The 6,729-nt window shown below is 71.1% G+C and carries 5 protein-coding genes; 4 read left to right on the top strand and 1 reads right to left on the bottom strand.

Annotation, left to right across the window (positions count from 1 at the left end):
* From chvE to mmsB, 3 genes are all read left to right on the top strand, one after another.
* On the top strand, positions 1–1,046 hold a 1,046-nt coding region (gene chvE / locus ACW9J6_RS34205; protein ID WP_457120777.1), incomplete at its 5' end, for a multiple monosaccharide ABC transporter substrate-binding protein.
* Positions 1,047–1,086: 40 nt separating this feature from the next.
* Complete coding sequence (gene mmsA / locus ACW9J6_RS34200; RefSeq protein WP_457120776.1) at positions 1,087–2,622, top strand: multiple monosaccharide ABC transporter ATP-binding protein; 1,536 nt, start codon at positions 1,087–1,089, stop codon at positions 2,620–2,622.
* On the top strand, positions 2,619–3,815 hold the full coding sequence (mmsB, locus tag ACW9J6_RS34195) for a multiple monosaccharide ABC transporter permease (RefSeq protein ID WP_457120775.1): 1,197 nt from the start codon (positions 2,619–2,621) through the stop codon (positions 3,813–3,815). Before mmsA ends, mmsB begins: the two co-directional genes overlap by 4 nt.
* A 158-nt stretch (positions 3,816–3,973) precedes the next feature.
* Here the strand turns inward: mmsB and ACW9J6_RS34190 are convergent, their stop codons facing one another.
* A complete protein-coding gene (locus tag ACW9J6_RS34190) occupies positions 3,974–4,693 on the bottom strand; it encodes a hypothetical protein (RefSeq protein WP_457120774.1) in 720 nt (239 codons plus the stop codon).
* A gap of 518 nt (positions 4,694–5,211) precedes the next feature.
* On the opposite strand from ACW9J6_RS34190, the gene ACW9J6_RS34185 reads away from it, so the two are divergent.
* Positions 5,212–6,273: a YeiH family protein gene (locus ACW9J6_RS34185; protein WP_457120773.1), complete on the top strand. Its 1,062-nt coding sequence runs from the start codon at positions 5,212–5,214 to the stop codon at positions 6,271–6,273.
* The last annotated feature ends 456 nt before the right edge of the window (positions 6,274–6,729 follow it).

Below are 6,729 nucleotides of genomic sequence, written 5' to 3'. Positions count from 1 at the left end.
GGGCCGCCGCCCTCGCCCTGGGCCTCGGCCTGATCGCCGGCCCGGCGCTCGCCGCCGGCAAGGCCACGATCGGCGTCGCCATGCCGACCAAGTCGATGGCGCGCTGGATCGCCGACGGCGACAACATCGCGAAGGTGCTGAAGGAGCGGGGCTACGACACCGACCTCCAATTCGCCGAGGACGACATCCCCAACCAGCTCTCCCAGATCGAGAACATGGTCACCAAGGGCGCCAAGGTCCTGGTCGTCGCTGCCATCGACGGCACCACCCTCTCCGACGTCCTCGCCCAAGCCGCCGCCCGCGGCACCAAGGTGATCGCCTATGACCGCCTGATCCGCGACACGCCCAACGTCGACTACTACGCCACCTTCGACAACTTCCAGGTCGGCGTGCTCCAGGCCAAGTCCCTGCTCAAGGGGCTGGGCTACCCGGACAAGAAGGGGCCGTTCACCATCGAGCTGTTCGGCGGCTCGCCCGACGACAACAACGCCTACTTCTTCTACAACGGCGCGATGTCGGTGCTGCAGCCGCTGATCGACAGCAAGGTGCTGGTGGTGGGCAGCGGCCAGGTCGGGATGGACAAGGTCTCCACACTGCGCTGGGACGGCGCCGCCGCCCAGGCCCGCATGGACAACCTCCTCTCCGCCTACTACGCGGACAAGCATCTCGACGCGGTGCTCTCTCCCAACGACGCGGTGGCGGTCGGGATCATCTCGTCCCTGAAGAGCATCGGCTACGGCTCGGGCGGGCGGGCCTTCCCGATCGTCACGGGGCAGGACGCGGAGATCCCCTCGCTCAAGTCGATCATCGCCGGCGAGCAGTATTCGAGCGTGTTCAAGGACACCCGCGACCTCGCCCGGGTCGCCGCCGACATGGTGGACGCGGTGCTGTCCGGCAAGACCGTGACGGTCAACGACACCAAGACCTACGACAACGGCCGCAAGGTGGTGCCCTCCTACCTGCTGAGCCCGGTCGTGGTCGACAAGTCCAATTGGGAGAAGGTGCTCGTGGAGAGCGGATACTACAAGGCAGCGCAGATCAAATGATCCCACGATTCCCCGCGGCGGCTCGGACGGGAGGGCGGTCATGACCGCCCTCCTCGAGATGCGCCAGATCAGCAAGTCCTTCACCGGCGTGAAGGCGCTGAGCGACGTCTCGTTCACGGTGGAGCGCGGGGAGATCCACGCGCTCTGCGGCGAGAACGGGGCCGGCAAATCGACCCTGATGAAGGTGCTGAGCGGGGTCTACCCGCACGGCAGCTACGAGGGCGCGATCGTCTTCGACGGCGAGGAGCGGCGGTTCCGCCGCATCGTCGATTCGGAGGCGCTCGGCATCATCATCATCCACCAGGAGCTGGCCCTGATCCCGCTCCTGTCGATCGCCGAGAACATCTTCATCGGGAACCCGCCGCGGCGCTTCGGGGTGATCGACCGCGAGGCGATGCACCGCCGCGCCAAGGACCTGATGGCGAAGGTGGGCCTCGACGAGAACCCGGACACGCCGGTGATCGACCTCGGCGTCGGCAAGCAGCAGCTCGTCGAGATCGCCAAGGCCCTGTCGAAGGACGTGCGCCTGCTGATCCTCGACGAGCCGACCGCGAGCCTGAACGAGCGCGACAGCGACAAGCTCCTGGACCTGCTCACCGCCTTCCGGGCGCAGGGGATCGCGTCGATCCTGATCTCGCACAAGCTCAACGAGGTCTCGCGGGTCGCCGACCGGATCACGGTGCTGCGCGACGGGCGCAGCGTCGACACCCTGGACTGCCGGGCCGGCCCGATCGAGGAGGACCGGATCATCCGGAGCATGGTGAACCGCGACCTCGCCCACCGCTACCCGCCCCGCGAGCCGAAGATCGGCGAGACGGTGCTGCGGGTGGAGGACTGGAACGTCCACCACCCCGCCGACCCGAACCGCCGGGTGATCAAGGGCGTGAATTTCGAGGTGCGGCGGGGTGAGATCGTCGGCATCGCCGGCCTCATGGGCGCGGGGCGGACGGAATTCGCCATGAGCCTGTTCGGCCGCTCCTGGGGCACGCGGATCTCCGGCCGGGCGATCCTCGACGGGCGGGAGGTCGATCTCTCGAGCGTGCGGCGGGCCATCGACGCGGGACTCGCCTACGTGACCGAGGACCGCAAGGAACTCGGGCTGATCCTGGCCGAGGACATCCGCAAGAACGTCACCCTGGCCGACCTGGCCCGGGTGGCGCCGCGCCTCGTCGTCGACGACGCGGCGGAATTGCGCGCGGCGAGCGAGTACCGGGCGCGGATGCGGATCCGCTGCGCCAGCGTCTACCAGCCGGTGGGCCAGCTCTCGGGTGGCAACCAGCAGAAGGTGGTGCTGTCGAAGTGGCTGTTCACCGATCCGCAGGTGCTGATCCTCGACGAGCCGACCCGGGGCATCGACGTCGGCGCGAAATACGAGATCTACTGTCTGATCAACGAGCTTGCCGAATCGGGACGCGGCGTGGTTGTGATCTCGTCCGAGATGCCGGAACTTTTGGGAATCTGCGACCGCATCTGCGTCATGAACGAGGGGGCCTTCGTGGGCGAGTTCCCGCGGGCGGAGGCCAGCCAGGAGAAGATCATGCGGTCGATCATGCGTCGGGAGGACAGAGCGGCATGAACAGCGAGGCCTTGCCCACGGAGAAGACGACCGAGACCGGGCGCCGCACCGGCCTCAAGGCGGGCCTGCGCGACTACGGGATGCTGCTGTCGCTCGTCGCCATCATGGCGTTCTTCCAGGTCGCCACGGGCGGGACGCTGCTGCGCCCGCTCAACCTCACCAACCTGGTCCTGCAGAACAGCTTCATCGTCATCATGGCGCTGGGCATGCTGCTCGTGATCCTGACCGGGCACATCGACCTGTCGGTGGGCTCGGTCGCGGGGGCGATCGGCGCCGTGGCGGCGGTGCTGATGGTGCGGCTCGGGGTGAACCCGGCGGCCGCGGTGCTGCTCTGCCTGCTCGCCGGGGCGCTGATCGGCGCCGCGCAGGGCTTCTTCGTCGCCTACCTGAAGATCCCCTCCTTCATCGTCACGCTCGCCGGCATGCTGGTGTTCAAGGGGCTGGCGCTCGCCATCCTGCAGGGGCAGTCGGTCGGGCCGTTCCCGCCGGACTTCCAGAAGCTCTCCTCGGGCTTCATCCCGGACCTGCTGCCGCCGGTCGGGGGTCTGTCGCTGACCTCTCTGGCGATCGGCGCGCTCCTCGCCCTCACCCTGGTCTTCCTCGACACGCGGCGCCGGGCGCGGGCGGCGCGCCACGGCATCGCCGTGGAGCCCACGGCCTTCTTCCTCATGAAGAACGCCGCCGCGATGGTGATCCTCCTCTACGCGGCGACGCTGATGGCCTCGTATCGCGGGCTGCCGAACGTGCTCGTGCTGATGGGGATCCTGATCGCCCTCTACGCCTTCGTCACCGCCCGCACGACGATCGGCCGCCAGATCTACGCGGTCGGCGGCAACGCCCGCGCGGCGGCCCTGTCGGGCATCCGCACCGAGCGCCTGACCTTCCTCACCTTCGTGAACATGGGGGTGCTGGCGGCGCTGGCGGGCCTCGTCTTCGCGGCGCGGCTCAACACCGCCACGCCGAAGGCCGGGCTCGGCTTCGAGCTCGACGTGATCGCCGCCTGCTTCATCGGCGGCGCCTCGGCCTATGGCGGCGTCGGGCGCATCTCCGGGGCGGTGATCGGCGCGCTGATCATGGGGGTGATGAACAACGGCATGTCGATCCTCGGCATCGGCATCGACTACCAGCAGGTGATCAAGGGCGTCGTGCTGCTCGGCGCGGTCTGCCTCGACGTCTACAACCAGAAGCGCTGACATCGCCGGCCGGGCGCGGCGCGCCCGGCCGGCCCCCCTTCGTTCAAGCGATTCTCGCCCCCCGGTCCGTCGACCCGCGCGAAGTCCGCGCCGCGGAGAGGCTCGATCCCCCGACGCGCAGCAAGCCGGGCCCCCGAGACGGGACGCCGTGCGGGCGCTCAGGGCCGGGCGGCCGCGGCGTTCAGCACGGCGCCGGGATAGACCACGCGCACCAGCGAGGCCGTCGCCTGCACGGCCACGGGGGTCACCTCGGCCGGCACCCGGTGCAGCTGGGCGAGGAGGCGGCGCGCCTGGTCGGCCGGCAGGGCGCCGGCCGGGGCCACCATGGCGGCGAGGAGCCGCCTGGTCTTGCCGTCGAGGCCCGCCGCGCGCGAGGCCTCGAGGAAGTCGCCCGGGCGGTGGCGGTCGCCGACCGCGCCACCGAACACCTTGGCGCCCGTCGCCGTGATGACGATGTCGCCCGGTCGCAGCGTGGCGTCGCGCAGCAGGGCGCCCCCGACATCGCCGGCCCGGGCGAGGGCGGCGGCCTGCGGGTCCGCCGCCACCGGCGCCGGCGGCTCCTTCGCCTCGACCCGCGGCAGCGCTGCGTAGCGCGTCCGCGGCCGCACCCGGAACCGCAGCGCCGGGACCGTCGCGGCCTCCCGCGCGACGCGGTGCTCGGCATGGCGGGCGGCGCGGCGGCGGATCCCCACCGGCGCGGGCAGGGGCGCTGCGGCCGGCGCCGGCTCGGCCTGCGGCTCCGCGCGCGGCGCAGCGAACAGGGACTGGAACAGGCCCCCGAAGCCCCCGTCGTCGGCGGCGCGCAGGGGGAGCACGGTTCCGAGAAGGAGCCCGCCGGACACGAGAACGAGCAGTGCAGGGCGGATCTCGGTCGGCATCGCGGGTCCTCCTCATCACCCGCTGGACCGGGCGTCGCGGCACTAACCAAGGTCAGTCGACACCGTTCCAAGTCGGATCGCCGATCGTCGGATCCGCCGATGCTGTCCGGGATGGTCGGCGACCGCCGCTCGACCACCGGGAACCGCGGGAGACACCGCAGAGGCATTGCAGATCAATCGATATTGCTTGGTGGGCAATTTCAAATTGCACGAGACAAATCCTCCGCCGCGACGGCCCGATCCGCTCGCGACCGCGCCCTGCCTCCGTCGCCGCGGCCTCCGAGCCCAGTGCGATCTCCAGAGGGCCTGACCGGCCCGCACGACGCCGTCCTGCGGGTGCGGCCGCGGCCGAGAGCGGGCAGGACTTGCGCCGGATCGCCTCCCGGTTGCGTGGATGCGGGAGGCATGAGAACGAGGGACGGGAGATCCGGGCCGGCCTCCCGCGCCGGGCCGGCCGCGGAGCCGTGTCGCGCGACGATGAGACGAGCCGGAGAGGCCGGGGGACGCGCGTGCCCCCGATGACGAAGATCGCCGCCGCGGCCGGCCCCCGCGCCGCCGGGGCGGCCGCGACGCTGCCCGGCCTCGCCCTCTGCCTCGCCGTCACGCTCGCGGCGGTGGCGCTCCAGCTCGCCGAGGAGACGGGTCTCGGCCATCCCTACGTCGAGGCGCTGGTCCTGGCGATCCTGATCGGGACCGCGATCCGCACCGCCTGGACGCCCGGCCCGCGCTTCCGGGCCGGGATCGCCTTCGGCGCCAAGCAGCTCCTCGAGGTCGCCGTCACCCTGCTCGGCGCCTCGGTCACCCTCGGGGCGATCGTGGCCTCCGGGCCGGCCCTGCTCACCGGCATCGTCGGGACGGTGGTGCTGGCGATCGCGGCGAGCTACGCGATCTGCCGCCTCCTCGGGCTGCCCGCCCGGATGGCGATCCTGGTGGCCTGCGGCAACGCGATCTGCGGCAACTCCGCCATCGCGGCGGTGGCCCCGGTGATCGGCGCGAAGGGCGAGGACGTCGCCGCCTCGATCGCCTTCACGGCGGTGCTCGGCGTGCTGATGGTGCTCGGCCTACCGCTCTTCATCCCCCTCGCGGGCCTGTCCGAGCACCAGTACGGGGTGCTGGCGGGGCTCACCGTCTACGCGGTCCCGCAGGTGCTCGCCGCGACGGTGCCGGTGGGTCTGCTCAGCACCCAGGTCGGCACGCTGGTGAAGCTGGTGCGGGTGCTAATGCTCGGACCCGTGGTGGTGCTGTTCTCGCTCCTGGCGCCGCGCCTGGCCGGTGCGGGCGCGACCACCCCCCGGCGCAGCGGGGGGCTCGGCTTCGCCAAGGCCGTTCCCTGGTTCATCCTCGGCTTCCTGGCGCTAGCGGCTCTGCGGTCCCTCGGGCTCGTGCCGGACGCGGCGGCCCGGCCGCTCACCCGCACGGCGGGCTACCTCACGGTGGTGTCGATGGCCGCCCTCGGGCTGGGCGTCGACCTCCGCGTCCTGGCGCGCGTCGGCGGGCGCGTGACCCTCGCGGTGACGGGCTCCCTCGCGGTCCTGCTGGCGATCAGCCTCGCGCTGATCTGGGGCCTGCGCATCGCGTGAGCGCCGCCGGCGACGCGCCGGCGGCGCCCCTGTGCCAAAGGCCGACGCGACTCTGGCGGCCAGGGCACGCCCGGACGGCCGCGCCGATGATTCCGCGATGGACCGAGAAGCCCGGCGCTCCGGTCACGGGCGTCGCGCGCGGGACGCCGGTTGCCCCCTCCCCTTCCGCCCGTGAGGGCGCCGAGGCCGTCGTCCCGCGCGATCTCGCATCTGCGAGACGGAGGCTGTTGACACGCCATTCTGAGCCGCCTATAGGAGCGCCTCCCGACGGGGCGGCCCAACTAATCCGGACCACCTCGAAGGTAAAAAACGGGTTCGAAAAAAGGACTTGCCAACTTCCACCGCTTCGGCATAGAAGATCGCAAGTTCTCGAGAGAGACACCGCCGACGAAAGTCGGATCTGCTCTTTGACAAGTTCATCGGAGAAAGAGAAGCGTGGACGGCGTTGTCCTTGCG

Source organism: Methylobacterium sp. JK268, assembly GCF_054052225.1.
The sequence above is the reverse complement of the archived record's forward strand: the minus strand, read 5'-3'. Positions and strand labels throughout refer to the sequence as shown.

Excerpts from the sequence above, each read along its gene's own strand:
- mmsA (WP_457120776.1), top strand. The coding sequence starts at position 1,087 with ATGACCGCCCTCCTCGAGATGCGCCAGATCAGCAAGTCCTTCACCGGC.
- mmsB (WP_457120775.1), top strand. The coding sequence starts at position 2,619 with ATGAACAGCGAGGCCTTGCCCACGGAGAAGACGACCGAGACCGGGCGC.
- ACW9J6_RS34190 (WP_457120774.1), bottom strand. The coding sequence starts at position 4,693 with ATGCCGACCGAGATCCGCCCTGCACTGCTCGTTCTCGTGTCCGGCGGG.
- ACW9J6_RS34185 (WP_457120773.1), top strand. The coding sequence starts at position 5,212 with ATGACGAAGATCGCCGCCGCGGCCGGCCCCCGCGCCGCCGGGGCGGCC.